Origin of the sequence: Hydrogenophaga sp. (genome assembly GCF_019264445.1) — a bacterium.
Taxonomy (GTDB): Bacteria; Pseudomonadota; Gammaproteobacteria; order Burkholderiales; family Burkholderiaceae_C; genus Hydrogenophaga.
In genome coordinates this window covers 87,976-108,665 of the sequence record NZ_JAHVAB010000049.1, presented here as the reverse complement: position 1 = coordinate 108,665, position 20,690 = coordinate 87,976, and the positions used below count along the sequence as shown (strand labels likewise).

At 65.8% G+C, this 20,690-nt stretch carries 24 protein-coding genes; 5 read left to right on the top strand and 19 right to left on the bottom strand.

The genetic code is table 11. From position 1 onward, the window contains the following. From KXJ60_RS09575 to KXJ60_RS09530, 10 genes are all read right to left on the bottom strand, one after another. Window positions 1-510: GTP-binding protein (locus KXJ60_RS09575; protein WP_291123467.1), on the bottom strand; the 510-nt coding region annotated here is incomplete at its 3' end. A 109-nt stretch (window positions 511-619) separates the two neighbouring features. Next, the gene (fusA, locus tag KXJ60_RS09570; RefSeq protein WP_291126640.1) at window positions 620-2,722 is read right to left on the bottom strand and encodes an elongation factor G; all 2,103 of its coding nucleotides are present in this window, start codon (window positions 2,720-2,722) and stop codon (window positions 620-622) included. A gap of 95 nt (window positions 2,723-2,817) precedes the next feature. Next, on the bottom strand, window positions 2,818-3,288 hold the full coding sequence (rpsG, locus tag KXJ60_RS09565) for a 30S ribosomal protein S7 (RefSeq protein WP_137918320.1): 471 nt from the start codon (window positions 3,286-3,288) through the stop codon (window positions 2,818-2,820). Window positions 3,289-3,444: 156 nt separating this feature from the next. After that, window positions 3,445-3,822 carry a 30S ribosomal protein S12 gene (rpsL, locus tag KXJ60_RS09560; RefSeq protein WP_068169701.1) on the bottom strand — a complete coding sequence of 126 codons (378 nt, stop codon included), beginning with the start codon at window positions 3,820-3,822 and terminating at the stop codon, window positions 3,445-3,447. Window positions 3,823-3,957: 135 nt separating this feature from the next. After that, a complete protein-coding gene (locus KXJ60_RS09555) occupies window positions 3,958-5,073 on the bottom strand; it encodes a D-alanyl-D-alanine carboxypeptidase family protein (protein ID WP_291126638.1) in 1,116 nt (371 codons plus the stop codon). Window positions 5,074-5,177: 104 nt separating this feature from the next. Beyond that, complete coding sequence (locus KXJ60_RS09550) at window positions 5,178-5,801, bottom strand: alpha/beta fold hydrolase (RefSeq protein WP_291126636.1); 624 nt, start codon at window positions 5,799-5,801, stop codon at window positions 5,178-5,180. 5 nt (window positions 5,802-5,806) lie between these two features. Further along, entirely contained in the window at window positions 5,807-6,145 is a 339-nt protein-coding gene (locus KXJ60_RS09545; RefSeq protein WP_291126634.1) for a (2Fe-2S) ferredoxin domain-containing protein, read from the bottom strand. A 9-nt stretch (window positions 6,146-6,154) separates the two neighbouring features. After that, window positions 6,155-7,264: a VanZ family protein gene (locus KXJ60_RS09540; protein WP_291126633.1), complete on the bottom strand. Its 1,110-nt coding sequence runs from the start codon at window positions 7,262-7,264 to the stop codon at window positions 6,155-6,157. Window positions 7,265-7,268: 4 nt separating this feature from the next. Beyond that, complete coding sequence (locus KXJ60_RS09535; RefSeq protein ID WP_291126631.1) at window positions 7,269-7,697, bottom strand: CopD family protein; 429 nt, start codon at window positions 7,695-7,697, stop codon at window positions 7,269-7,271. A 254-nt stretch (window positions 7,698-7,951) separates the two neighbouring features. Beyond that, entirely contained in the window at window positions 7,952-9,052 is a 1,101-nt protein-coding gene (locus KXJ60_RS09530; RefSeq protein ID WP_291126630.1) for a hypothetical protein, read from the bottom strand. 270 nt (window positions 9,053-9,322) lie between these two features. Here KXJ60_RS09530 and hemB point away from each other — a divergent pair, with 270 nt between their 5' ends. After that, window positions 9,323-10,324, top strand: coding sequence for a porphobilinogen synthase (gene hemB / locus KXJ60_RS09525; RefSeq protein ID WP_291126628.1), 1,002 nt, complete (start codon window positions 9,323-9,325; stop codon window positions 10,322-10,324). 8 nt (window positions 10,325-10,332) lie between these two features. Continuing rightward, complete coding sequence (locus tag KXJ60_RS09520) at window positions 10,333-11,442, top strand: magnesium transporter CorA family protein (RefSeq protein WP_291126627.1); 1,110 nt, start codon at window positions 10,333-10,335, stop codon at window positions 11,440-11,442. Between the two features lie 4 nt (window positions 11,443-11,446). Here the strand turns inward: KXJ60_RS09520 and KXJ60_RS09515 are convergent, their stop codons facing one another. From KXJ60_RS09515 to KXJ60_RS09500, 4 genes are read right to left on the bottom strand one after another with little or no spacing between them, the layout of a single operon-like run. Further along, entirely contained in the window at window positions 11,447-12,106 is a 660-nt protein-coding gene (locus KXJ60_RS09515) for a glutathione S-transferase family protein (protein ID WP_291126625.1), read from the bottom strand. Window positions 12,107-12,108: 2 nt separating this feature from the next. Beyond that, a complete protein-coding gene (locus tag KXJ60_RS09510) occupies window positions 12,109-13,083 on the bottom strand; it encodes an amidohydrolase (RefSeq protein WP_291126623.1) in 975 nt (324 codons plus the stop codon). After that, a complete protein-coding gene (locus tag KXJ60_RS09505) occupies window positions 13,083-13,766 on the bottom strand; it encodes a dienelactone hydrolase family protein (protein ID WP_291126621.1) in 684 nt (227 codons plus the stop codon). The genes KXJ60_RS09510 and KXJ60_RS09505 overlap by 1 nt, the downstream gene beginning before the upstream one ends. A gap of 30 nt (window positions 13,767-13,796) precedes the next feature. Then, window positions 13,797-14,396, bottom strand: a complete 600-nt coding sequence (locus KXJ60_RS09500; protein ID WP_291126620.1) for a 2-hydroxychromene-2-carboxylate isomerase — start codon at window positions 14,394-14,396, stop codon at window positions 13,797-13,799. 86 nt (window positions 14,397-14,482) lie between these two features. Here KXJ60_RS09500 and KXJ60_RS09495 point away from each other — a divergent pair, with 86 nt between their 5' ends. The 3 genes from KXJ60_RS09495 (at window position 14,483) to KXJ60_RS09485 (ending at window position 16,635) form a co-directional block, all read left to right on the top strand. Beyond that, window positions 14,483-15,241 carry an SDR family oxidoreductase gene (locus KXJ60_RS09495; protein WP_291126618.1) on the top strand — a complete coding sequence of 253 codons (759 nt, stop codon included), beginning with the start codon at window positions 14,483-14,485 and terminating at the stop codon, window positions 15,239-15,241. A 14-nt stretch (window positions 15,242-15,255) separates the two neighbouring features. Then, entirely contained in the window at window positions 15,256-15,720 is a 465-nt protein-coding gene (locus KXJ60_RS09490) for a MaoC family dehydratase (RefSeq protein WP_291126616.1), read from the top strand. Between the two features lie 294 nt (window positions 15,721-16,014). Further along, entirely contained in the window at window positions 16,015-16,635 is a 621-nt protein-coding gene (locus KXJ60_RS09485) for a MarC family protein (protein ID WP_291126614.1), read from the top strand. On the opposite strand, the gene KXJ60_RS09480 is transcribed toward KXJ60_RS09485, so the two are convergent. The 5 genes from KXJ60_RS09480 to KXJ60_RS09460 all read right to left on the bottom strand — a co-directional run bounded on the left by KXJ60_RS09480 (window position 16,624) and on the right by KXJ60_RS09460 (window position 20,688). After that, window positions 16,624-17,631, bottom strand: a complete 1,008-nt coding sequence (locus tag KXJ60_RS09480; protein ID WP_291126612.1) for a 2-dehydropantoate 2-reductase — start codon at window positions 17,629-17,631, stop codon at window positions 16,624-16,626. The genes KXJ60_RS09485 and KXJ60_RS09480 overlap by 12 nt on opposite strands. A gap of 4 nt (window positions 17,632-17,635) precedes the next feature. Continuing rightward, on the bottom strand, window positions 17,636-18,436 hold the full coding sequence (locus tag KXJ60_RS09475; RefSeq protein ID WP_291126611.1) for a class II aldolase/adducin family protein: 801 nt from the start codon (window positions 18,434-18,436) through the stop codon (window positions 17,636-17,638). Window positions 18,437-18,452: 16 nt separating this feature from the next. Continuing rightward, window positions 18,453-19,271 (bottom strand): aldolase/citrate lyase family protein, encoded by an 819-nt coding sequence (locus KXJ60_RS09470; RefSeq protein ID WP_291126609.1) that lies wholly within the window; start codon window positions 19,269-19,271, stop codon window positions 18,453-18,455. Between the two features lie 7 nt (window positions 19,272-19,278). Further along, complete coding sequence (gene hpaH / locus KXJ60_RS09465; RefSeq protein ID WP_291126607.1) at window positions 19,279-20,106, bottom strand: 2-oxo-hept-4-ene-1,7-dioate hydratase; 828 nt, start codon at window positions 20,104-20,106, stop codon at window positions 19,279-19,281. 135 nt (window positions 20,107-20,241) lie between these two features. Next, the gene (locus KXJ60_RS09460) at window positions 20,242-20,688 is read right to left on the bottom strand and encodes a 5-carboxymethyl-2-hydroxymuconate isomerase (RefSeq protein ID WP_291126605.1); all 447 of its coding nucleotides are present in this window, start codon (window positions 20,686-20,688) and stop codon (window positions 20,242-20,244) included. Window positions 20,689-20,690: the final 2 nt, after the last annotated feature.

The window sequence follows — 20,690 nt, the reverse complement described above, 5'->3', positions numbered from 1 at the left end:
GATGGGGGTGGCGTCGCCCGGGAATTCGTACTTGTCCAGGAGCTCGCGCACTTCCATCTCGACCAGCTCGAGCAGCTCGGCGTCGTCGACCATGTCGCACTTGTTCAGGAACACGATGATGTAAGGCACGCCCACCTGGCGCGCCAGCAGGATGTGCTCGCGGGTCTGGGGCATCGGGCCGTCAGCGGCCGAGCACACCAAAATGGCGCCGTCCATCTGGGCAGCACCGGTGATCATGTTCTTCACGTAGTCGGCGTGGCCAGGGCAGTCCACGTGGGCGTAGTGGCGGTTGGCCGTCTCGTATTCCACGTGCGCGGTGTTGATCGTGATACCACGGGCCTTCTCTTCTGGAGCCGCGTCGATCTGGTCGTACGCCTTGGCCGCGCCGCCAAACTTGGCCGCCAGCACCGTCGTGATCGCCGCCGTCAGCGTCGTCTTGCCATGGTCAACGTGTCCAATCGTGCCCACGTTCACGTGCGGCTTGGTCCGCTCAAATTTCTCTTTTGCCATTTTTCAATTCCTAAAGAACATCCCCGTGTCACGGTTTAAGGTCTGCACCACGCTGCTGATTCGCCCCGCACGGGAACGGGGCGGCGCATGGTCGCAGACCGGCTGAAAATTACTTGGCGCGCGCAGCCACGATGGCTTCAGACACGTTACGCGGGGCTTCCGAGTAGTGCTTGAACTCCATGGTGTACGTAGCACGGCCCTGCGACATCGAGCGCAGCGTGGTCGAGTAACCGAACATTTCAGACAGCGGCACTTCTGCCTTGATGGCCTTGCCGCCGCCGACCATGTCGTCCATACCCTGCACCATGCCACGACGGCTGGACAGGTCACCCATCACGTTACCGGCGTAGTCTTCAGGCGTTTCCACTTCCACGGCCATCATGGGCTCCAGAATGACCGGGCTGGCCTTCTTGCAACCTTCCTTGAAGCCGAAGATGGCCGCCATCTTGAAGGCCATTTCCGACGAGTCCACATCGTGGTACGAACCGAAGTGCAGCGTGACCTTCACGTCGACCACGGGGAAGCCCGCCAGCACGCCGGCGTTCAGGGCCTCGATCACACCCTTTTCGACTGCCGGGATGTACTCGCGCGGCACCACCCCGCCCTTGATGGCGTCGACGAACTCGAAACCCTTGCCGGCTTCGTTAGGCTCAATCTTGAACACCACGTGGCCGTACTGGCCCTTGCCGCCCGACTGGCGCACGAACTTGCCTTCGGCCTCCGCCACTTCCTTGCGGATGGTTTCGCGGTAAGCCACTTGCGGCTTGCCCACGTTGGCTTCCACACCGAATTCACGCTTCATGCGGTCGACGATGATTTCCAGGTGCAGCTCGCCCATGCCAGAAATAATGGTCTGGCCGGACTCTTCGTCGGTCTTGACGCGGAAGGACGGATCTTCGGAAGCCAGGCGCTGCAGAGCAATGCCCATTTTTTCCTGGTCGGCCTTCGTCTTGGGCTCCACAGCCTGAGCGATCACAGGCTCGGGGAACACCATGCGCTCAAGCATGATGATGGCATCCGGATCGCACAGGGTTTCACCCGTGGTCACGTCCTTCAGGCCCACGCAGGCGGCGATGTCACCGGCGCGGATTTCTTCCACTTCCAGGCGGTTGTTGGCGTGCATCTGCACGATACGGCCGATGCGCTCCTTCTTGCCCTTGACAGGGTTGAAGACCGAGTCGCCCTTCTTGAGCACGCCCGAGTACACGCGCACGAACGTGAGCTGGCCGACATACGGGTCGGTCATCAGCTTGAACGCCAGCGCGGACAGCTTCTCGTCGTCCGATGCCTTGCGCGAGGTCGGCGCTTCGTTGTCGTCGGTACCGCCCACTGGCGGAATGTCCACGGGCGACGGCAGGAAGTCGATCACGGCGTCAAGCATGCGCTGCACGCCCTTGTTCTTGAACGCGGTGCCGCACAGCATGGGCTGGATTTCGGTAGCCAGCGTGCGCGTGCGAATGCCCTGCTTGATTTCGGCTTCGGTCAGATCGCCTTCCTCAAGGTACTTGTTCATCAGCTCTTCGCTGGATTCAGCCGCGGCCTCGACCATCTTCTCGCGCCACTCCTTGGCTTGCGCCTGGAGTTCGGCGGGGATGTCCTGAAACTCGAACTTCATGCCTTGCGACGCCTCGTCCCAGATGATGGCCTTCATCTTGATGAGGTCCACCACGCCGGTGAAGTTTTCTTCAGCGCCGATCGGGATGACGATGGCCACAGGGTTGGCCTTCAGGCGCAACTTCATCTGGTCATAGACCTTGAAAAAGTTTGCACCGGTGCGGTCCATCTTGTTCACAAAGGCCAGACGCGGCACCTTGTACTTGTTGGCCTGGCGCCAGACGGTTTCCGACTGAGGCTGCACGCCACCCACGGCGCAGTAAACCATGCAGGCGCCGTCGAGCACGCGCATGGAACGCTCCACCTCAATGGTGAAGTCCACGTGGCCGGGGGTGTCGATGATGTTGAAGCGGTGCTCGGGGTAGGACAAGTCCATGCCCTTCCAGAAACAGGTGGTGGCAGCCGACGTGATCGTGATGCCGCGCTCCTGCTCCTGCTCCATCCAGTCCATGGTGGCCGCGCCATCATGGACTTCGCCGATCTTGTGGTTCACACCGGTGTAGAACAGGATGCGTTCCGTGGTGGTGGTCTTGCCGGCATCGATGTGCGCGGAAATACCAATGTTGCGATAACGCTCAAGGGGCGTGGTGCGGGACATGGAAATACTCCGAAAAGGGATCGAGCCCGCCACCCTCAGTCAGGGAATGCGGGCTCTCGGTTCTGAATGCTCTGATGTGGGGGCGGTGGCCCGAATCAGAAGCGGAAGTGGCTGAATGCCTTGTTGGCTTCGGCCATGCGGTGCACTTCATCGCGCCGCTTCATGGCACCGCCACGACCTTCGGTGGCCTCGATCAGCTCGTTGGCCAGACGCAGGGCCATGGACTTCTCGCTGCGCTTGCGAGCAGCCTCCTTGATCCAGCGCATCGACAGCGCCAGACGACGGACGGGACGAACTTCGACGGGCACCTGGTAGTTGGCACCACCCACGCGGCGGGATTTCACTTCCACCATGGGTTTGACGTTGTTGATGGCAACCGAGAAGATTTCGACGGGGTCTTTGCCGCTCTTCTTCTCGATCTGCTCAAGCGCACCATAAATGATGCGCTCGGCGACAGCCTTCTTGCCGCCTTCCATGATCACGTTCATGAACTTGGAGAGCTCGACATTGCCGAACTTGGGATCCGGCAGGATTTCACGTTTAGGGACTTCGCGACGACGTGGCATTTTTTCACCTCATATTGCTTCAGTTGGTACCTTGACAGGCACCGCGAGAGCCATGCAGCAACTCTCACTTACTCGACCCGCACGGACAATTCCGTGTTGTGGGCCACTGCGCTTGAACCACCTGCCAGGCAGTACAAACACCGGAAATTCGAACGATCAGGCCTTCTTCGGGCGCTTCGCACCGTACTTGGAACGCGACTGCTTGCGGTCTTTCACGCCTTGCAAGTCGAGCGAGCCACGCACGATGTGGTAACGCACACCCGGCAGATCCTTGACACGACCGCCGCGGACCAGCACGACACTGTGCTCCTGGAGGTTGTGGCCTTCGCCGCCGATGTAGGAAATCACCTCAAAACCGTTGGTCAGGCGCACCTTGGCGACCTTGCGCAGAGCGGAGTTGGGCTTCTTGGGGGTCGTGGTGTACACACGGGTGCAAACACCGCGACGCTGCGGAGAGTTCTCCATGGCCGGGCTCTTGGACTTGGTCTTTTCGACCTCCCGGCCGTGGCGCACGAGTTGATTGATGGTTGGCATTAAAACGTCCCTAAACGTTTGAAAAAAGCGAAAACGAAAACTCCTCGGAAGATTCCGAAAAGCCCTCTACTGTAGCACGGGCTCCGATTGGTGACAATCAGCAGCCCGCTTACTGCAAGCCGAGGAGACGACGCCTCACTGAATCCAGAGACGGATCGCGTCCCACGCACGGCCAAAAACGCCGCTTTCTTCAACCGTTTCCAGCACCGTCAGAGGAATTTCGGCCACCGCCGCACCACTGGCCGTGGTGACGCGCAACGAGCCGACCTGCTGACCCTTCACCAGGGGCGCGACCAGCGGCTCGGGTCGTACAACTTCCGATTTGAGCTTGGCGCCTTCACCGGCGGGAACAGACACCACCACCCCTTCCGCACGGCCCAAACGCACCTGATCGGACTTGCCTTTCCAGATGCGCGGCGTGGCCACAGGCTGGCCCACGGGAATCAGACGCACGGCATCAAAGGCCGTGTAGCCCCAGTTGAGCAACTTCTGGCTTTCTGCTGCGCGCGCGTTTTCGCTGGACGCGCCCAACAACACGCTGATCAGGCGCCGCTGACCCTGAGCGCCCTCACCCAATCCCGGCACCTGACGACGTGCGGTGGCGACCAGGCAATAGCCCGCGGCACTGGTGTGCCCGGTCTTGAGACCGTCGACGCTGGGGTCGCGGAAGAGCAGCAGGTTGCGGTTGGTGTCGTTCGCCGCAGGCGTACCCGGATAGCGGTAGCGCTGGATCGAGTAATAAGGCACGTACTGGGGGAAATCTGTCATCAGTCGCGAGGCCAGGGTGGCCAGATCGCGCGCGGTGGTGGTGTGCCCCGCCTCCGTGAGCCCCTCGACGTTGCGATAGCTGGTGGTTTTCATGCCCAGGGCCTTGGCCTGTTCATTCATGAGCTGCACGAAGCGCTCAACCGAGCCGGCCACTCCCTCTGCCAGGGCCACCGTCGCATCGTTGCCCGACTGCACGATCATGCCTTTGATGAGATCTTCCACGGGGACCTGCATCTTGGGGTCGATGAACATGCGCGACCCTGGCATCTTCCAGGCGCGCTCGCTGACCCCGAAGGTCTGCGTCAAGTTGATCTTGCCGGACTTCAATGCATCGAACACCAGGTAGGCGGTCATGAGCTTGGTCAGCGAGGCAGGCTCGACGGGCTGATCCGGATCTTTCGCAGCCAGCACCTGGCCAGACGTCACGTCCAGCAACAGGTAGGCGCGTGCCGCCACCTCGGGCGGTACGGGCATCTGCGCCATCGCGGGCACAGCAGCACACAGAGAAAGAGACAGCAACAACCGAGAGAAAAGGCGACGCAACAAAATCGGGTCCTTCAGTGGGGAAAAAACAAACCTGCGGGCGGTCAGGCGCGCAGGTGCCGCAGCACGACATCCCGCAACAACGGGAGCTGGCCGTGAAAGAAATGGCCGCCCCCAGGCACCACAAGCACAGGGAGCGACTGGGGTCGAGCCCAGTCCATGACGGACGACAGGGGCACCGTATCGTCATGCTCGCCATGAACGACCAGTGTTCGCGCGTGGAGTTCCGCAGCCACGGGCGCGACGTCGAAACGGCTGGCGGCAGTGCCCACCAACACGAGGTGACGAATGTCCCGCGCGCCGTGCAGACGCGCGACGGCGTGACTGGTCACAAATGAACCGAACGAGAAACCCGACAGGCAGATCGGGCCCGACGGCGCGTGGGCATCCACGACCGCCAGCAAATCGTCCAGCTCGCCGCGCCCCTCGTCGTAAGCGCCTTCGCTGCTGCCCACGCCCCGAAAGTTGAACCGCACAGCCGTCCAGCCCGCCTGCACGAAAGCCCGTGCGAGAGTTTGAACGACTTTGTTGGTCATCGTCCCGCCGTGCAAAGGGTGCGGGTGCGCGATCACGGCGGTGCCGAGCACTTCGCCTGCGGGGCGATCCATCGCCAGCTCAAGCGCGCCGGCCGGCCCCACCATGGAAAGGAATTCGGTCTGTGCGTTCATCCGTCTCAACGCCCGACGTCGGGAGGCGTCACCAGGCGCTGCACCACGACACCATCGCGCAAGTGCGATTGCACGATCTCATCGATGTCGTGTTCGTCCACATAGCTGTACCAGACGGCTTCGGGGTACACCACGGCAATCGGGCCACCCGCGCACCGGTCCAGGCAACCCGCCTTGTTGACGCGCACCTTGCCGACGCCCGACAAACCCAGCGCCTTGGCTTGTGATTTGCAACGATCAAACGCGGCCTGCGCTCGGTGCTGAGCGCATGAGGCCTCGCCACCCTCACGCTGATTGAGGCAAAAGAAGATGTGCCGTTCGTAATAGGAATGGTTTTCGCTCATGGCGGAATTTTAGTGGGGCGGCTCTGCGGCAGCCGGCGTGCGGGCCAGCAGGCGCATGCCGAAAATCAGTGCAGCAAATGGCCACAGCCAGCCCAGCCACTGGGACACGCCATGAAAACGGATGAACCTGCCCTGCTCCCAGACCTCGAGCGACTGCGCGAAATACGGGCTGTCGGGCGCCAGATTCAGCAGCGTGAGCGAAACGGCGAGCGTAAGAAGCATCACCACGGTGCACAGCCGGCGCGTGAGGCCCAGCATCAGCAAGCCCGCCAGCAGCGCGGCACCCATGCCGAGAAAGGTCTGGGGATTGACCCAGGCCCAGGCGTGGGCGGGGCCGTAGGTGAGTGTGGCCGACAGCCCTGCCGCGCCAAATGCGCACAGGAAGAGCATCAGCAGGAACACCGCACGACGCCCGATGGAACGCATTTCGGCGTAGCCCATGAGCAGGGGGGAGAGCAGGCACAGGCCGATGCAGAACGCCTCGGCCAACGGACTCAGAGGATCGGGCGCCTCCAGCCGAATCGGGAGCCAGGTCAGGAAAGGCGTCTCGTCGAGCAGCTCCACCAGCCCGGATTCCAGGCGATCCCAGACCTGCCCCAGACCGAAAGGCACCGAGAGCGGATACAGCAGCGACAAGGGCCACAAGGCAAGGAGCACGAGGCCACCATGCGCCGTGGGCTCGAACCAGTCGGCCCGAAACTGGCTCCAGTGCCGCAGCGCACCCAGGCGCTCCAGCGCCCAGGCGCACGAGGCGCCCAGCGCGGCTCCAGCGCTGTTGAGAACGAGATCCACATTGGACGGCACGCGCATCGGGAGGTAGTTCTGCAACGTCTCCACGCCCAGCGACAGGAGGGTCGGAACGCCAAACGCGACAGCCCACACCCACCGCCGCCCATCCGACCGCAACATCGCCACACTCAGCAAGAAGCCCAGGGGGGCGTAGCCGAGCAGGTTGGACACCACGTCAAACCCCGTCCAGTACTGCGGCAGCGGCGCTTGAAGAAAGGCCAGCGGCGACACACCCTGCACGCGCCAGCCCGTAAAGGGGTACAGGCTGGCATAGACCACCATGCCCGCAAACAGCAGTGCCAGCGGCCAGGCGGACGATCGGGTTTTCAAAGGGTCAGAACGGCTTGACCACCACGAGGACCACGATGGCCACCAGCAGGATCACGGGCGCCTCGTTGAACCAGCGATACCAGACATGGCTGCGGCGCTGGGAGCCTTGGACAAAACGGCGCAGGAGACGCGCGCAGACATGGTGGTAACCGAGAGCCAGCAGCACCAAGGCCAGTTTGGCGTGCATCCACCCATTGCCAGGACCGCGGCCGATGCCGTAACCCCACCAGAGCCACAAACCCAGGCCGAGCGCAGGCACCGCGAGGATGGTGGTGAATCGCAGCAGCTTGCGCGCCATGAGCAGCAAGCGCTCGCGCTCGGCGACGCTCTCGGGAGGCACCATGGCGAGGTTCACGAAGATGCGTGGCAGGTAAAACAAGCCGGCAAACCAGCTCGCCACGAACACGATGTGGAAGGACTTGACCCAAAGCATGCGGTCAGTGTAGCCCCGTGCTCTCGACCGCCGATGAACCCGTCAAGGTTGACAGGGCAAAAAAAACCCGGCCTTTGGGGCCGGGTCAGGAAGCCTTTTTGCTGTCACACACTAAGGCACCCGCTCAGGGAGGAAAAGCGGGGAGCCTTCCTTGCGGATGGCCCGCGCGAATGGTACACCAAGGAACCGCAAAAACAAAAAAACCTGTTAGTTCTGACATTGGCAGACAAACCGAAATGATGTAGTCAAAGTGACTACATCATTTTTGCCAGTTCGAACATCACGGCCGTGCCCAGTGCTTCGCGGATATTGCCGCGCCCCACCTTGGCCATGGAAAACTCGCCGAACCCGGACATGTCGAAAGAGCTGTCGTCCGGCGAAATCTCGACAAACGGGAATTCGAACACCTCGCGCAGGAGCTCGCGCCGAAACTGGTCGAACCCACTTTCCTTGATGGCAGCGTCCACGACGATCAGGTGGGGCATGCGCGAGACGATGGCCTCGCGCGCCTGACGGAAGTCCACCACGCTGTCCGACATGATCCCGATTTCACGAAGGGCATCCCGGACATCGGCCCGAATCTGCAACGTGGGCGAGATGGTGAGCACATACACACCTGACAGCGACTTGAACATGGATGAGTGGTCATCCGACAGGTCCACGGCCGATATGCCGTCCACCGCCTGCACGGTGCGGGTGAACATGGCGGTGAAGCTCACGCCCTCGTCGGTGAGCTGCCGGTCGATTTCGATGCCCCCGGCGGCCAGTGCAATCTGGCGCACAAGAATCCAGCTGAGGCTGTCGGCCGTCGCCTGGCTCGATGGTGGCTGACCGTCATTGGAGACACGCACCTGCAAACGGGCATGCTGCGGCCAGGCGTTCAGGTCGAGCCGCGCGTCCACGCGGTTGCCAAAGGGCAGGCCCCAGTCGAGCACGGCGTTCACAAAGGTGTGTGCCACCGTCGGGTCGATCAACACCTCCACGGGCTTGAGCTTGCGGCGCAGCTCGATGCCGAGCACGGTGAATTCTTTCTTGCGCTCTTGCAGCACGCCTTCCACCAGGTCGGCCATGCCCACCTTTTCGTGCGATTGGCGGATGCGCCCGGCGTAGAAGCGGTGAATTTGCTGGGCGCTGATGCCAGAGAGCTTGATGCGGTCTGCGGGGATGCTGAGCGCGCGGTGCTCTTGCTTGGAAATGCGGCCCTTCGCCAACAGCAGGTCGATCGTGTTCTGCAGCGCGCTCACGCCTTCCGTCACCTGGTCGGCGAAACCCGACAACAGCGTCGGCCACTGCTCGTCCAGCGACCACGGCTCGGGTTCGTTGGCGCCAGATGAGGTGTTGGCAAAGCTGCTCATGGAAGGCTTTTGTAGGGTTTGCATGGTCGGCCTCGAGGTTCGCGGCACCCCATGGGCAAGACCTGCAAACCGGTAACAAACTGTGTTGACTGAAGGTTAGCGCGTTCTTTGCGAAGCCGGCCTGCCTCGGCCACCAGTATTTTCTTCTTACTGTGGAGTTCGACACGCCCTGCGCCATTTGCAGACGGGCACACGCGGGGGCGAACACGGCCACCCCAAGGCGACGCGCTGTCGCACAAGATGAAGACCCGTTTGCCACAATAGGCCACCATGCACCCACCTGCCCCCCACCCCCTCCACCGTCCGCGCCGCCTGCGGCGCGATGCTTTCACCCGCGATCTGGTGCGCGAGCACCGCTTGAGCCCGGCCGACCTGATTTACCCGGTGTTCGTGCTGGACGGCCAGAACCGGCGTGAGGCGGTGGCCTCCATGCCGGGCGTGGAGCGGCTCAGTCTGGACCTGCTGCTGCCAGTGGCCGAAGATTGCGTGGCGCTGGGCATTCCGGTGATGGCCCTGTTCCCGGTGATTGACCAGTCCCTCAAGACGCCCGATGGGCAGGAAGCGCTGAACCCCGACGGCCTGGTGCCCCGTGTGGTGCGCGAGCTCAAGCAGCGCTTCCCGCAGCTCGGCGTGATGACCGACGTGGCGCTCGACCCTTACACCAGCCATGGCCAGGACGGCGTGCTCGACGAGCACAACTACATCCTGAATGACCCTACGGTCGAGATTCTGGTGAAGCAGGCGGTGACGCAGGCGCAGGCCGGCGTGGACATGGTGGCCCCCAGCGACATGATGGACGGGCGCATTGGCGCCATCCGCGCCGCACTCGAAGCCCACGGCCTGGTGCACACGCGCATCATGGCCTACAGCGCCAAGTACGCGAGCGCCTTCTACGGCCCGTTCCGTGACGCGGTGGGCTCCGCGGCCAACCTGGGCAAGGCCGACAAGAAGGTCTACCAGATGGACCCGGGCAACTCCAACGAAGCCCTGCGCGAGGTGGCGCTGGACCTGGCCGAGGGCGCCGACATGGTGATGGTCAAGCCCGGCATGCCGTACCTGGACATCGTGCGCCGTGTGAAAGACGAGTTCGCCGTGCCCACCTTCGCCTACCAGGTCAGCGGCGAGTACGCGATGCTCAAGGCGGCCGCCCTCAATGGCTGGCTGGACCACGACGCCGTGATGATGGAGAGCCTGCTGGCCTTCAAGCGCGCAGGCGCCGACGGCGTGCTCACCTACTTCGCGCGCGACGCGGCGCGCCTGCTGCGCGGCTGAGAACCCCCATGCGCGTCTTCCACATCCTGCCCGGCTCGGTGAGCGAGTCGAGCACGCTGCCGATGGTGCTGCCCGAGAAGGGCTACCTGTGGATCGCGTGCGGACGGCGCGAGTTCGAGGTCGAACAAGGCGCGGTGCAGTCCACGCTGCAGGTGCTCTGCGGCATGACGCTGGTGGACCTGCACATCTCCGACCTGCTCAACAACCAGCTGCCCTCGCACTACGACTACACCTCGCAGTACGACGTGCTGGTGTTCCGCCGCCTGGCCGCCGGGCACAGCGAAACCGATCTCGCCCACCCGGGCGAAGTGCTGACGCAGTCCGTCAAGCGCGGCGGCCCGCCGGTGCTGCGGCGCATCGACACCAGCCCGGTCGGTTTTGCGGTGTTTGACCGCGTGCTGCTCACGGTGCACCCGGTCGGCTGCCTGGCACTGGAGCACTACGCCACCCGCCTCACGTCGGCCGCCACCGCCGCTTCGCGCGCGGCCGGCGTGCACCTGCCCCCCAGCCCGCCCGACCTGATGCTGCGCATCGTCAACCAGATGGTCGACGGCTACCTCGCGCTGCGCCGCGAACTCACGCGCCAGCTCGACCACTGGCAGACCGAACTGCTGCAACCCCGGGGGCGTTTCAGCAACTGGGGCTCGTTGCTGGACGCGCGCATTTCGCTGCACCAGCTCGACGAGATCTGCGAAGACCAGCGCTCGGCGATCCAGGACTGGAACGAAAACCTCGCCACCTGGGAGCCGACCGAATCGATCGGCGGACAGCGCGGGCTGGAGCTGCTCAAGGTGCGTTCGCGCGACGTACTCGAACACATTGAACGCGTGGTGCACCACGTGCGCCGGCTCGAACAAAATGCCGAGACGGCGGTACAGATGCACTTCTCGGCGCAGAGCAACCGCACCAACGACATCATGCGCACGCTCACCGCGCTGACCGCCATCTTCCTGCCACTCAACCTGATCGCGGGCATCTTCGGCATGAACTTCCAGTTCATTCCGCTGCTGCACCAGCAAACCGGCTTCTGGTGGGCGCTGGGCTCCATGGCCCTCACCGCCGCGGTGCTGGGCGTGCTGTTCTGGCGCAAGCGCTATCTCGTGCGCTCGGCGCGCTGACGCCTCACACGTAGGCCGGGCTCAGGCCCTCGTTGGTCATCACGCGCTGCAGCGCGGGGCGCGCCAGCATGCGCTGCAGATACGGCCCCAGGTGCGCGCGCTCTCGCGCGGGGCGCACCGGCGAGTCGTCCGAAAAGTGGCGCGTCCAGCGGCACAGCGTGAACACATAGGCGTCGAGCAGCGAGTACGCCTCGCCCATGAACCACGGCCCGCCATGGCGCGCGAGTTCGGCATCGAGCTGATCGAGCAATTCCCCCACACGCCGCTTGGCCGTGGCTCTCACTTCGTCCTGCGCAGCGCTGCCCTCTTCCACCCAGCGGTGCGGATAGAAGTAGACGATGAGCGTGGCCTGCAGCGTGTTGGTGAGCCACATCAGCCATTTGTAGGCGTGCGCGCGCCCGGGGCTGCCCAGCGCCGGCATGAGCCCGGCCTGGGGGTGCGTGTCGGCCAGGTGCAGGCAGATGGCGGCGGTCTCGTACAGCACCAGATCGCCGTCCACCAGCACCGGGATGAGGCCATTGGGGTTGAGCGCGAGGTACTCGGGCGACTTGTGCGCATCGTGCGCGCGGTCCACCCACACGCGCTCGTACGGCACGCCGAGTTCTTCCAGCACGATGTGCGGCACCATGGCCGCGGTGCTGGGATAGAAGTGCAGCTGGATCATGTTCAGGGCGTGGGTGTGGCCACGCCGAAGAGGCGGGCTCCGTTGTCCCAGGCAATGCGCCGCGCCACGTCGGCGGGCAGCCCGCCCAGCCAGGTGCGGTAGCCCTTCATGAGTTCGTCGTAGTACTGCCAGCGCTGGTTGACCCAGGTGTCCGAGCCGATCATGAAGCGGTCGGGGTACTTCAGCAGCAGTGCGCGCCATTCCGGGCACAGCTGGCCGGCATCGCCGCAGGTCAGGCCAGGGCGGTACGACAGCTCGCCCATGAGCTGCGGGTAGCGCGCGAAGAGTTCGTCCACCCGCGAAGCGGGCGTGCCCCCGATGCCGGTGTGCGCCCAGATCAGGCGAAAGCCCCCGCGCTGCGCGGCATCGCGAACGCCCGGCGCGCCGCTGCCGGCCTTCGTGTGCGCCATGAGGAGGTCGATCGCCGCGTCGTCCACATGCGCCAAGATGGCCAGCTGCTTGTCTTCGGCCAGCGCCATCAATTGCCGGGCCACGGGGCCATTGGCGTTTGCACTGTCGTACAGGTGGAACTCGCCCAGGCCACGGTAAGGCCCTGCGGGTGTGCCACGCTGCAGTTCGGTGTTCACCATCGCGGCGATGGTGGGGTCGCGGAACCAGTTGTTGTAGTCGGCGCGGTCGCGGTAGAGGCGCACAAAAGGCACCACGGTCACACCCGCCCGGCGCGTTTGCTCCCGGGCGCTGGCCAGGGCCCGCGTGCCGTCGTTGGGCCGCGAGTTGGCCACGATGGCGCGCACGCCGTTGCGCTGCATGCGATCGAGCACGTCGGCCATCGGGTGCGGGCAACCCGGCGCCGGCGTGTCGTGCGTGCACGCTTCGTCGTTGTAGTGCAGGTGGGCGTCGAACAGCGGGCCGCTGTAGTCGGCCGCCGCCGCAGATGCGCACAGCACGCCGCCGGCCAGCCAGCCTGCGACCGAGCGGAAACGCGCCACGCGCGCGCTGCGGCGGAGCTGCTTCATCAGCCCAGGTGCTGTGCGAAGAACGCGAGCGTGCGTTCGCGGGCGAGCTTGGCGGCGGACTCGTTGTAGGAGCCGCGCTGGTCGCAGTTGAAGCCGTGGTTGGCCTTGTAGACGTGCACGGCCACACCGGGCTGCGCCTTCTTGAAGGCCTCCACGGTGTCCAGCGGGATCCAGTGGTCCTGGTCGCCGAAGTGCGCCATCACGGGCACGGTGGGTGCGCGCGAGGCGTCGCCTTCCGCCGTCATGCCACCGCCGTAGTAAGGCACAGCGGCCGACAGGCCCTTGAGCGTGCAGGCCGAGCGCCAGGTGAGCAGGCCACCCCAGCAGTAACCCACGATGCCCACCTTGCCGCCTTGTGCAGCATGGTCAATGGCGGCCTGGATGTCGGGCATCACGCCGGGTGCCGGCAAGGCTTCCACGGCGGTCTTCAGGCCGAAGCCGGCGGCCATGTCGGCCTCGGTGTAGCCCAGCTCCACTCCCGTCTTGGCGCGGTGGAAGGTAGCGGGTGCCACCACGAAGTAGCCGTCGGCCGCGTAGCCGTCAGCCACCGAGCGGATGTGCGAGTTCACGCCGAAGATTTCCTGCAGCACCACCAGGCCGCCGCGCGGCTTGCCGCTGGGCTGGGCCACGTAGGCGGGAAACTTTAAGCCGTCGGCGGAGGTGAGTTCGATCATTTGTCCCATGGTGTCTCTCCAGTGATGAGTTGAAAAAAATCAGGCCCGCAGCTTGCGGGCCACAAAGTCCAGCCGGTCCTGGCCCCAGAACAGCTCGCCGTCGATGACATAGCTGGGCGAGCCGAACAGACCCAGGTCGATGGCGGCCTGTGTCTGCGCCTCGTACCGCGCCTGCACATCGGCCTGCAGCGAATCGTCCAGCCGCGCCGCGCTCAAACCGGTTTCGGCCAGCAGCGTGGCCAGCAACGCCGGGGAGGCGATGTCGCGCTGCTGGTGCCAGACGGCGGCGAGCACCGCGCCGGTGATGCGCATGGCGGCTTCGTCGCCGTCGTGCAGGGCCACGGCAGTGATAAGGCGCGCGGCCGGGTCGCCGGCCACGGGGAAGTATTGCGGCTCGGGAATCAGGGGAATGTTCAGGGCTTCGCTGAAGCGACGCAGCTCCAGCAACCGGTATGCCTGCCGCTGCGGGGCCCGCTTCTGCAGAGGCAAGCCACCCGACAGCGGAAAGATTTTTCCCAGGTCCATGGGCAACACGCGCACCGCACTGCCCGTCTCGCGCAACAGTGCGGCCAGACGCTCGTGACCGAGGTAGGTCCAGGGACTTTGGGGAGCAAGGTAGTAGTCGACTGTGCGACGCATGGCGGTCTCCTGACGCTGTTGTAATGGCAAGCCGATGGCGAGCCCGTGTTGTACGCGAAGCCGCCAGATTCTGCAGGAGGCGGGTTATGGACAAGGTGCAAGGCCGGGCGCTGCTGGTCACTGGCGGCGGACGCGGCATCGGCGCGGCCACCGCGCGGCTCGCGGCTCGACAGGGCTGGGCCGTGGCGGTGAACTACACCGCGAATTCGCTGGCGGCCGATGAGGTGGTGCGCACCATCCGCGCCGAGGGCGGCACGGCCATGAGCGTGCAGGCCGACGTGGCGCAGGAAGACCAGGTGATGGCGATGTTTGCGCGGATCGACGCCAAGCTCGGGCGCGTGCAAGGCTTGGTGAACAACGCCGGCGTGGTCGACGTCACCGCCCGCGTGGACGAGATGAGCGTGGCGCGCTGGCGCCGCATGTTCGACATCAACGTGATCGGCTCGATGCTCTGCGCGCGCGAGGCGGTGCGCCGCATGAGCACGCGCCATGGCGGCGAGGGCGGCTCCATCGTGAATGTGTCCAGCGCGGCCTCTCGCCTGGGCTCGGCGGGGCAATACGTGGACTACGCCGCGGCCAAAGGCGCCATCGACGCCTTCACCATCGGCCTGGCGCGCGAGGTGGCCAGCGAAGGCATTCGCGTGAATGCGGTGCGCCCCGGGCTGATCGAAACCGGGATCCACGCCTCGGGCGGCCTGCCCGACCGCGTGCGCGACCTGAGCCACCAGGTGCCCATGGGTCGAGGCGGCCAGGCCGATGAGGTGGCGCAAGCCATCGTGTGGCTGCTGTCGAACGCGGCGAGCTACACCACCATGAGCCTGATGGACATTTCCGGAGGACGATGAACATGAGCACGGACATGAACAGCACAAGCCACATCAAGTACTGGTGGGAAGACCTGGAGGTGGGCGAAACGCGCGACCTCGGCACCATCACCCCCACGGAAGAAGACACGCTCGCCTTTGCGCGGCAGTTCGACCCGCAGCCCTTCCACCTCGACCACGACGCGGCGCGCGCCTCGGTGTTCGGCGCGCTCAGCGCCAGCGGCTGGCACACCTGCGCCATGGCCATGCGCCTGATGGTGCTGAACTTCCTCAATGAAAGCTCCAGCCTGGGCTCGCCGGGGCTGGAGAGCGTGAAGTGGCTCAAGCCCGTGTTCCCCGGCGACACGCTGCGCCTGCAGCACACCATTCTGGAAAAGCGGCCCATGAGCAAGCGACCGGACGTGGGCCTGGTGCGCACCACCTGGGAGATGTTCAACCAGCATGGCGACAAGGTGCTGTTCATGGAAGGCTACGGCATGTTCCGCCGGCGCGGGGGGTAAGGGCCCCCAAGCTCCGCCGCTGCGCGGGTCGCTGCCCCCCGAGGGGGTTGGGCCTGCCTTGGGGGCGGCCCGGCGGCTGGCCCGGTGGCCCCCACGCTCCGCCGCTGCGCGGGTCGCTGCCCCCCGAGGGGGCTGGGCCCGCCTTGGGGGCGGCCCGGCGGCTGGCCCGGGGCCGTCTGCCCGACGCGCCGTGCCTTTTCAAGGGCTCGCGAGGATCCGGCTTCGCCGGTCCCAGCGTGCGCCCCCTTGAGGGGGACGCGCACAGCGCGGCGGGGGTGGGCCACAATCCACATCATGGATTTCAAGCCGCTCATCACCTTGCTGGCCATCGTCAACCCGCTGGCGATCGTGCCTTTCTTCATTCACTACACACAGGGTTTCTCGCGCCAGCAGCGGCAGCGCACGGTGATGGTGTCGGCCTTCAGTGCCTTCGCCGTGATTGCCACCTGCGCCGTGATCGGCCTGCAGATCCTGGAGTTCTTCAGCATCTCGCTGGCGAGCTTCCAGGTGGGCGGGGGCATGTTGCTGCTGACCTCGGCGCTGTCCATGCTCAATGCGCGCCCCGCCGAAGCCAAGACCAACGACCAGGACCTGAGCGACAACCCGGCGCGCACCTCGATTGCAGTGGTGCCGCTGACCATTCCGCTGCTCACGGGCCCGGCCACCATGTCCACCGTGGTGATCTACGCCGACCAGGCCAAGACCTTCTTCCAGCATGCTGCGCTGGTGGGCTACGGCGTGGTGATCGCGCTGGCCACCGCCATCTGCTTCACGCTGGCCGAGCCGATTGCGCGCTTTCTGGGCCAGACCGGCATCAACGTGATGACCCGCCTGATGGGCCTGATCCTGGCCGCGCTGTCGGTCGAGGTGATGGCCACCGGACTGGTGAAGCTGTTCCCCGCCCTACTGGGCTGACGGGTACAGCCCCAGCGTCTGGGCCTGCAGGCGCGAGAGGCCCAGCAGCGCGTCGGTGAACGGCGTGGGCACACCCGTGAGCTGGCCCAGCTCGCGCACCGCCGTCACCAGCGCATCGAGTTCCACCGGTTTGTGGGCCTGCACGTCCTGCAGCATCGAGGTCTTGAAGGCGCCGAGCTTGAGCGTGACCGCGTGGCGGTCTTCGGGTTGCTGGTCGATCGGAATGCCGATGCGCTCGCCAATGGCCTTGGCTTCGAGCATCACGCGGCTGATGAATCCGCGCACGAGTTCGTCGCCCAGAATGCGGTCGGTGGTGGCGCCGGTGAGCGCGCTCACGGGGTTGACGGTCATGTTGCCCCAGAGCTTGTACCAGACGTCTTTCTGGATCTGCGGCGACACCGTGGCGTTGAGCCCGGCGCGCTGGAGCAGCGCGGCCAGTGCATTCACCCGCTCGCTCGCTTCACCCGAGGGCTCGCCGACGATGAGCCCGTTGCCGAAGTGATGGCGGATGACGCCGGGCGCGTCCACCGAACAGCTGGCGTGCACCACGCCGCCAATGACGTGGCGCGCCTCGATGCTGCGCGCGATCTCGCCGTCGGGGTCCACCGTCTTGAGCGGCGTGCCGGCGCGCTCGCCGCCAAAGCCGTTGAAGAACCACCAGGGCACACCGTTCATGGCGGTGAGCACCACGGTGTGGCGACCGAGCAGCGGCGCGATGCTGCTCGCCAGCGCCGGCAGCGAAGGCGCTTTCACGGCCACGATCACGAGGTCTTGCACGCCCAGCGCCACGGCGCTGGCAGCCGCCTGCACGGGTGCGCCCTGGAGCTGGCCGTCCTGGTGCAGTTGCAGGCCGTCGCGCTGCAGGGCGGCGAGCGTGTCGCCGCGCGCGAGTGCGCTGACCTGGCAGCCCGCGTGCGAGAGGCGCACGCCGAGCCAGCCGCCGATGGCGCCCGCGCCGACGATGGCCACGCGTTGAAAGGAAGGGGCAGCGGTCAAGGGTTCACTCCAGGTAGCTGCGGTCCAGGCGGTTGACCTGCCGGACCAGCGCGTCAAACACGTCACGGCCCGCGCCGTGGTGGGGATTGAACTGCAGCGCGTCGCGCGTGCATTTCTCGGCAATGGCTTCGGGCACGGGCAGCGCCGCCGGGGCACCGCCCATCGAGAAGGTGGCCATCTGAATTTCGCAGGCGCGCTGCAGCGTCCAGAGAATGGCGAAGGTCTGCGGCAGCGTGGCGCCCCAGGCCAGCAGCCCGTGGTTGCGCAGGATCACGGCGGGCTTGTCGCCAATGCTCTTGAGCAGGCGCGGCGCTTCGTCGGCGTGGATGGTGATGCCTTCAAACGCGTGGTAGGCCACCATGTTGTGCAGCTGCGCGGTGTAGAAGTTGGTCTGCTGCAGGCCATCCTTCAAACACGCCACGGCCACGCCGGCGGTGGTGTGGGTGTGCATCACGCAGTGCGCGCCGCTCAGGCCATCGTGAATGGCGGCGTGCACCGTGAAGCCGGCGGGGTTCACCGGGTGCGGCGAGCCGTCGAGCACCCGGCCCTGCAGGTCAATCTTCACGAGGTTGCGCGCGGTGACCTCGCTGTAGTGCAGGCCAAACGGGTTGATCAGGAACTGCTTGTCATCGCCGCACACGCTGGCGGGCAGGCGCAGCGTGATGTGGTTGTAGATCATCTCCGTCCAGCCGAGCATGGCGAACACGCGGTAGCAGGCGGCCAGCTCGACGCGGGCGGCCCATTCGTCGGCGTGCATGCCGGCCGGCGCGGCGGCGGGTGTGGGGGTGGGCAGGGCGGCGTTCATGGCATCTCCCGGGGGATCAGTACACGCTGCCCTTGGCCTGCGCGGGCGCGGCCGGGGCATCGGTTTTGAATCGGGCGGCGAGCGCGCTGGTCTGGCGCACGAGGATCTGTGTGTCCAGCCCCACGGCCACGAACACCGCGCCCAGCGACAGGTAGTGGCGCGCCTGCGCCTCGTCCGACGTCAGGATGCCGGGCGCCTTGCCCGCCCGCAGGATGCGGGCGATGGCGTCTTCAATGGCCGACTGCACCTCGGGATGACCCGGGTTGCCCACATGGCCCAGCGAGGCGGAGAGATCGGCCGGGCCGATGAACACGCCGTCCACCCCTGGCGTGGCGGCGATTGCATCGAGCTGCTCCAGCGCCTGGCGCGTTTCGGCCTGCACCAGCAGGCACACCTGCGCGTTGGCTTCTTTGGCGTAGTGGGGGTAGCGGCCCCAGCGCGAGGCGCGAGCGCCGGCCATGCCGCGCACGCCGCCCTGGCCGTCGTCTTGCGGGTAGCGGCAGGCGCGCACCAGCTGGGCGGCCTGCTCGGCGGTGTCCACCATCGGCACCAGCAGGGTCTGCACGCCCAGGTCGAGGTATTGCTTGATGAGCGTGGCGTCGCCCACCGGCACGCGCGCGATGGCGTGCGTGCCCGGATACGCCGCCATGGCTTGCGACTGCGCGAGCACGTCTTGCAACCCGTTGGGCGCGTGCTCGCCGTCGATGAGCAGCCAGTCAAAACCGGCTCCGGCACAGATCTCGGCGCTGTAGGCGTTGGCCAGTCCGAGCCACAGGCCGATCTGGGCGCGGCGCTCGGCGAGCGCTTGTTTGAAGACGTTGGTGGGTGTGTGCATGGTGCGTTCAGACAAATTGAAACTGGAGGCAGCCCAAGGGGCCGTAGTCGGCTTCGAAGCGGTCGCCCTGGCGGGCAGCCACCGGCCGCGTGAAGGAGCCGGCGAGCACGATCTGGCCGGGCCGCAGCGACTCGCCCCAGGGCGCCAGCTTGTGCGCCAGCCAGGCGATGCCGATGGCCGGATGGCCCTGCACGCCGGCGGCCAGGCCGGTTTCTTCCACCACACCGTTCTGCCGCAGGATGGCGCCGCACCACGGCAGATCGGTGGTGAAGGCATCGGCGCGGTAGCGCGCATCGCCCTCGCCGATGACGATGCCGGCGTTGGCTGCGTTGTCGCTGATGGTGTCGAACACCTTGCGCATGACCTTGGTGTGGCGGTCGAACTGCTCGATGCGCGCGTCGATGATCTCGATGGCGGGCGTGACGTAGTCGGTGGCGGCGAGCACGTCGTCCACCGTCACGTCGGTGCCCTGCAGCGGCGCCTTGAGTACAAACGCCAGCTCCACCTCCACGCGCGGCGCAATGAAGCGCGCGGTGGGAATCTGCAGCACTTCGCCAGCCTTCGCGGTGAAACGCATGCTGTCGAGCAGCGTGCCGAAGTCGGGCTCGTCGATCTGGCTGGAGAGTTGCATGGCGCGGCTGGTCAGCCCGATCTTGTGGCCGATGACCTGGCGCCCGGCCGCCACCTGCAGCGCGACCCAGGCACGGCCCACGCGGTAGCCGTCGTCGATGGTCATGCCCGGAAAGCGTTTGGAGAAATGTTCGATGGGCACGCGGCTGCGCTCGGAGGCGTCGAGCTCTGCGGCGAGCTGCTGGATGAGGGTGTCGTCAAGCATGGTGGTGTGCGTGGGCTTCGACAGGCTCAGCCCGAACGGTGGAATGGGCTCAGCCCGAACGGTGGAAGTGGCTCAGGCAGAACCTTGGAAGTGGCTCGGCCCGAACGGCGGAGATGGGTCTGTGCGTGAGCGGGTTCATGGGCGGGGAAAGAGCGGGTGGAGGGAACTGGTCTTGCCGTCGAACACCTCGTGCCCTTCGTCCACCTGCACCGTGATGCCGATGGGGCGCGTGGCCAGTTGTGTGGCGAAGTGCGCCTTCACCACCGCCTGCAGCGCATCGCCCACGCGCTGGTGCGTGAGCGCGCTGCGGCCCTGGGCCATGCGCACGTTCATGTAGACGAAGGCGTAGTCGCTGCCCAGCCCGGCCGCTGCGCCTGCGGCGCCCCCGTCGGCCACGGCGCTGTGCGCGGCGGGGTAGGCCAGCACGCGCGTGCCACCGGTGGGAAAGACCTGTTTGTCCGCTTCGTCGCGCACGGCGAGCATGGCGTCGCACAGGCGGCGGCAGAGCGCGCCCATGTCCGCGCCGCCCTCGGCAGCGGGGCGGTCGAGGTTGGGGGTGTAGAGGATGACGAGGTGCGGCATGG

Bases quoted from the DNA above. Each gene is read 5' to 3' on its own strand.
- fusA (WP_291126640.1), bottom strand. From the start codon at position 2,722: ATGTCCCGCACCACGCCCCTTGAGCGTTATCGCAACATTGGTATTTCC.
- rpsG (WP_137918320.1), bottom strand. From the start codon at position 3,288: ATGCCACGTCGTCGCGAAGTCCCTAAACGTGAAATCCTGCCGGATCCC.
- rpsL (WP_068169701.1), bottom strand. From the start codon at position 3,822: ATGCCAACCATCAATCAACTCGTGCGCCACGGCCGGGAGGTCGAAAAG.
- KXJ60_RS09555 (WP_291126638.1), bottom strand. From the start codon at position 5,073: ATGGCGCAGATGCCCGTACCGCCCGAGGTGGCGGCACGCGCCTACCTG.
- KXJ60_RS09550 (WP_291126636.1), bottom strand. From the start codon at position 5,801: ATGAACGCACAGACCGAATTCCTTTCCATGGTGGGGCCGGCCGGCGCG.
- KXJ60_RS09545 (WP_291126634.1), bottom strand. From the start codon at position 6,145: ATGAGCGAAAACCATTCCTATTACGAACGGCACATCTTCTTTTGCCTC.
- KXJ60_RS09535 (WP_291126631.1), bottom strand. From the start codon at position 7,697: ATGCTTTGGGTCAAGTCCTTCCACATCGTGTTCGTGGCGAGCTGGTTT.
- KXJ60_RS09530 (WP_291126630.1), bottom strand. From the start codon at position 9,052: ATGAGCAGCTTTGCCAACACCTCATCTGGCGCCAACGAACCCGAGCCG.
- hemB (WP_291126628.1), top strand. From the start codon at position 9,323: ATGCACCCACCTGCCCCCCACCCCCTCCACCGTCCGCGCCGCCTGCGG.
- KXJ60_RS09520 (WP_291126627.1), top strand. From the start codon at position 10,333: ATGCGCGTCTTCCACATCCTGCCCGGCTCGGTGAGCGAGTCGAGCACG.
- KXJ60_RS09515 (WP_291126625.1), bottom strand. From the start codon at position 12,106: ATGATCCAGCTGCACTTCTATCCCAGCACCGCGGCCATGGTGCCGCAC.
- KXJ60_RS09510 (WP_291126623.1), bottom strand. From the start codon at position 13,083: ATGAAGCAGCTCCGCCGCAGCGCGCGCGTGGCGCGTTTCCGCTCGGTC.
- KXJ60_RS09505 (WP_291126621.1), bottom strand. From the start codon at position 13,766: ATGGGACAAATGATCGAACTCACCTCCGCCGACGGCTTAAAGTTTCCC.
- KXJ60_RS09500 (WP_291126620.1), bottom strand. From the start codon at position 14,396: ATGCGTCGCACAGTCGACTACTACCTTGCTCCCCAAAGTCCCTGGACC.
- KXJ60_RS09495 (WP_291126618.1), top strand. From the start codon at position 14,483: ATGGACAAGGTGCAAGGCCGGGCGCTGCTGGTCACTGGCGGCGGACGC.
- KXJ60_RS09490 (WP_291126616.1), top strand. From the start codon at position 15,256: ATGAACAGCACAAGCCACATCAAGTACTGGTGGGAAGACCTGGAGGTG.
- KXJ60_RS09485 (WP_291126614.1), top strand. From the start codon at position 16,015: ATGGATTTCAAGCCGCTCATCACCTTGCTGGCCATCGTCAACCCGCTG.
- KXJ60_RS09475 (WP_291126611.1), bottom strand. From the start codon at position 18,436: ATGAACGCCGCCCTGCCCACCCCCACACCCGCCGCCGCGCCGGCCGGC.
- KXJ60_RS09470 (WP_291126609.1), bottom strand. From the start codon at position 19,271: ATGCACACACCCACCAACGTCTTCAAACAAGCGCTCGCCGAGCGCCGC.
- hpaH (WP_291126607.1), bottom strand. From the start codon at position 20,106: ATGCTTGACGACACCCTCATCCAGCAGCTCGCCGCAGAGCTCGACGCC.
- KXJ60_RS09460 (WP_291126605.1), bottom strand. From the start codon at position 20,688: ATGCCGCACCTCGTCATCCTCTACACCCCCAACCTCGACCGCCCCGCT.